Source organism: Acetatifactor sp., assembly GCF_982438285.1.
Genome location: NZ_CEWDFQ010000292.1, coordinates 1 through 3,976 on the forward strand (window position 1 = coordinate 1; position 3,976 = coordinate 3,976).

3 protein-coding genes are annotated in these 3,976 nt (G+C 52.5%); all 3 read left to right on the plus strand.

What is annotated here, in order from left to right; genetic code table 11:
* The first annotated feature begins 118 nt into the window (after positions 1-118).
* Genes AC1WIP_RS12620 through AC1WIP_RS12630 form a run of 3 tightly spaced genes read left to right on the plus strand, consistent with a single transcriptional unit; the run spans position 119 to position 3,882 of the window.
* A complete protein-coding gene (locus AC1WIP_RS12620; protein WP_481142161.1) occupies positions 119-2,449 on the plus strand; it encodes a GH1 family beta-glucosidase in 2,331 nt (776 codons plus the stop codon).
* 4 nt (positions 2,450-2,453) lie between these two features.
* Positions 2,454-2,627, plus strand: coding sequence for a DUF4250 domain-containing protein (locus AC1WIP_RS12625; RefSeq protein WP_481142162.1), 174 nt, complete (start codon positions 2,454-2,456; stop codon positions 2,625-2,627).
* Positions 2,620-3,882 (plus strand): ASKHA domain-containing protein, encoded by a 1,263-nt coding sequence (locus tag AC1WIP_RS12630; RefSeq protein ID WP_481142163.1) that lies wholly within the window; start codon positions 2,620-2,622, stop codon positions 3,880-3,882. Before AC1WIP_RS12625 ends, AC1WIP_RS12630 begins: the two co-directional genes overlap by 8 nt.
* The last annotated feature ends 94 nt before the right edge of the window (positions 3,883-3,976 follow it).

Genomic DNA, 3,976 nt, shown 5'->3' on the forward strand with positions numbered 1-3,976 from the left:
GTTCTGGAGGCCCCCAAAGAGGCTCCATTGCCTTTTTATCTGGTTTCTCTTCTGGCGGCCTTATAGACTGGCCAAAGGGTATGGGCAGTGCAGTTTTGGGAAAGGAAAAGAATAAGCTATGTTTGGGAAAAATTTTGCATGGGGCGCTGCGGCCAGCGCCTATCAGGTGGAGGGAAGAGCCGAGGGAGACGGCTGCGGAAAGACGGTGTGGGATACCTTCTGTGAACAGAAAAGGGTCTATGAGGGACAGGACGCACAGACTGCCTGCGACCAGATTCACCGTTACAAAGAGGATTTTGCCCTGATGGGAACCCTGGGCATCCGCCATTATCGGTTTTCCTTAAATTGGGCCAGAATTCTTCCGGAGGGTGTGGGTAAAATCAATCCTGCAGGCATTGCCTTTTATCAGGACATGTTAAAGTCCCTTAAGGAGAATGGCATAACGCCGTATATTACGCTGTTTCATTGGGAATTTCCACAGGCGCTGCAGGATAGGGGCGGCTGGAAAAATCCAGAAAGCGTGGAATGGTTTGCAGAGTATGCAAGGGTGGCAGCAGAGCACTTCGGAGAGGACTGTGAATATTTTATCACCTTCAATGAGCCGGAGTGCTTTCTGGGACTGGGTTATCTGAGAGGAGAGCATGCTCCCGGACTTAAGCTGCCCTGTGAGGATGTGTTTGCCATGACCCATAATGTGTTAAAGGCTCACGGCGCTGCGGTAAAGGCCCTTCGGAAATATGCGGGGAGAGAGATCAAGGTGGGCTTTGCGCCTACCTGCGGCGTGGCAATGCCGGCCTCGGAGGAGGCCTTGGATGTGGAGGCTGCCAGAAGGCGCTATTTTTCCTTTCCCGCAGAGCTTGACAACTGGACCTGGAATGTTTCCTGGTTTACGGACCCTGTATGCCTGGGGCATTACCCGGAGGAAGGCCTTAAGCGCTTTGCCCATTATCTTCCTGAAATAACAAAGGAGGATATGGAGCTGATCTGCCAGCCCATTGACTTTTTGGGGCAGAATATCTACAACGGTTATGAGGTGTGCGCAGGGAGCCAGGGGGAGATACTGGATGTGCCCAGATATCCGGGCTTTCCAAAGACTGCCTCTCAGTGGCCGGTGACGCCCATGTGCCTTTACTGGGGCAGCCGCTTTTTGTATGAGCGCTATGGACTGCCCTTGTATATTACGGAAAACGGCATGTCCTGTCATGATATGATTGCACCGGACGGCAGAGTGCATGACCCGGACCGGATCACTTTCCTGGACGGATATCTGTCCTGTCTGAAACGGGCTGTGGAGGAAGGCGTGGACGTGCGGGGATATTTTCTCTGGAGCTTTCTGGACAATTTTGAGTGGGCTAAGGGCTACAGCGAACGGTTTGGAATTGTGTATGTGGATTATCCTACACAGAAGCGAATTGTGAAGGACTCTGCTTACTGGTATCGCAGGGTAATTGAAAGCAACGGAGAAATTCTTTCCGGAAACCATCCTCCCAGGGAAATGCTGGTACTGCAGCCAGTCTTGAAGGAATGTGTGTGGGGCGGAGACAGGCTGGTGAAGGAATTTGGATACGCTCAATGCCAAAAGACGGACGGCATCGGGGAATGCTGGGCGGTCAGCGCCCATAAAAACGGGGACTGCGTGATTGCGGAGGGCTCCTATCAGGGGAAAACCCTGTCCTGGCTTTATGAAAACCACAGAGAGCTTTTCGGCGGCCTTACGGCGCGGGAATTTCCGCTGTTAGTAAAGATAATCGACGCGAGAACGGATTTGAGCATTCAGGTGCACCCGGATGACGCGTATGCCATGGAGCATGAAAACGGTTCCTTCGGAAAGACGGAATGCTGGTATATTATGGACTGCCCTGAGGATGCCAGGCTGGTGATCGGACATCATGCCCGTACCAGAGAGGAGCTTAAGGAGCTGATAGACCAGGGCAGATATGAGGAGCTGATCCGCCTGGTGCCTGTAAAAAAAGGCGACTTTATTCAGATTACACCGGGCACGGTGCATGCCATTACAGGAGGCTTTCTGCTTTTGGAAACCCAGCAGAGCAGCGACATCACCTACCGGGTCTACGACTATGGACGGCTGGTGGACGGAAAGCCAAGACAGCTTCATATAAAGCAGAGCGAGGATGTGATCCGCGTGCCGGACTGCTCCGATGAGGAGGCTGTCCTGCACACTCAGGAAATGCCGGAAAATGAGATGGCGCTTTTAGTGGACTGTGATTACTACAGGGTGTGGAAGCTGTCTCTTTCGGGAGAGATGGAAATAGACCAGAAATATCCGTTTTTGATTCTCAGCGTATTAAGCGGAAACGGAGTGATCGAGGGAAGACCGGTGAAAAAGGGAGATCATCTGCTTTTGCCCGCAGGCTTCGGGGAGGTATCCCTCTTGGGGCGGATGGAACTGATACTTTCCACGGCAAAGGAGTCTGTGAAGGAGGAATGAGAGGATGCTGCCAAAGGACCCGGCAATGCTTTTGAGCTTTGTAAATATGAAGCTGAGAGATTATTATAAGGATGTGGACGCTTTGTGCCAGGATATGGAGCTTGACAAAAAAGAACTGGAACAGAGGCTTGCCTCTATCGATTATCATTATAGCAAGGAGAGAAACCAATTTGTCTGACAAGGGAAAGAAAGGCCTGCGCTGCGATATCTGCACGGGCTGTGGGCGCTGTCCGGGGACTATCCGGGCCGTCTCGCAAAGCGGTCAGGAAAAGAGGCTTCAGGTGGTGACGGATAGTGTGCCTGGCCGGGATTTTTTAGAAAAGGGACAGGCGGGCAGCGGTATGTTTATCGCCGCAGATATAGGAACCACCACCATTGCCATGGAGCTGTGCGATGAAAGAGGGAGGAGGGTGGACAGCTTTGTGAGCCTGAATCCCCAGGCGGCATACGGGGCGGACGTGATTTCCCGGATACAGGCTGCCGGGGAGAGTAAAAAGGCGCTTGCCATGCAGAGAATGGCAAGGCAGACCCTGGCCCGGGGAATACGGCAGTTTCAAAAAAAGACTCCGAAAAAGGAGCAGCTTTTTATGGTGATTGCAGCCAATACCACCATGTCTTATCTGCTTATGGGCTGGGATACCGGGGAGCTTGGGAGAGCCCCTTTTTCTGCCTCTCATCTGGAGGGGGCGGAAATGATGCTGGAGGGAGTGCCTTGTTATCTTTTTCCCGGTCTGTCCGCCTTTGTGGGAGGAGATATCGCAGCGGGAATTTACGCCTGTGGCATGACCGGAAAAAGGCAGCCTTCCCTTTTGATTGACCTTGGCACAAACGGAGAAATGGCTCTGGGAAACTGTGACAGGGTGCTTGCCTGTGCAACGGCGGCAGGACCTGCCTTTGAGGGGGGAGCAAACAGAGGGATTTTCGGAGCGGATATGGTAAGCCTGACGGCAAGGCTCTTGCGGGAAGGCATTCTGGATGAGACAGGGCTTCTTACAGACCTTTATTTTGAAACGGGCATCCGCATAGGGGATGTGTGCGTCACACAGCAGTCTATCCGGGCCATACAGCTGGCAAAGGGAGCCATAGCCGCCGGCATAGAGATACTGATGAAGGCTTACCCGGTCACGGCGGATGCTATTGAGCAGGTGGTGCTGGCAGGAGGCTTCGGATATTATTTAAAGCCGGAGGATGCGGCCGGGATTGGACTGCTGCCAAAGGAGCTGGCCTCAAAAGCCCTTGCAGGGGGGAATACGGCCCTTGCAGGCGCACGGCTTGCAGGCGTCCGGCTTTTGCAGGCGCAAAAGGGCCGGGATGAGGCGTGGGAGCGTCTGAAGGAGGATATTTTTCCTTCCGGCTGCAGTGTGGAAGTCAAAAATCTGGCCCGGGAGCCGGACTTTGAAGCTCTTTATCTGGAAGCCATGAACCTCGGGTAATCACGTCTGTTTTTGTTAAAAATGGCGAAAATGATTCATATTTAGTCATTTTTTCTATTTAAAAATTATAGAAAATATTATATACTATAGAAAA

Bases quoted from the DNA above. Each gene is read 5' to 3' on its own strand.
- AC1WIP_RS12620 (WP_481142161.1), top strand. From the start codon at position 119: ATGTTTGGGAAAAATTTTGCATGGGGCGCTGCGGCCAGCGCCTATCAG.
- AC1WIP_RS12625 (WP_481142162.1), top strand. From the start codon at position 2,454: ATGCTGCCAAAGGACCCGGCAATGCTTTTGAGCTTTGTAAATATGAAG.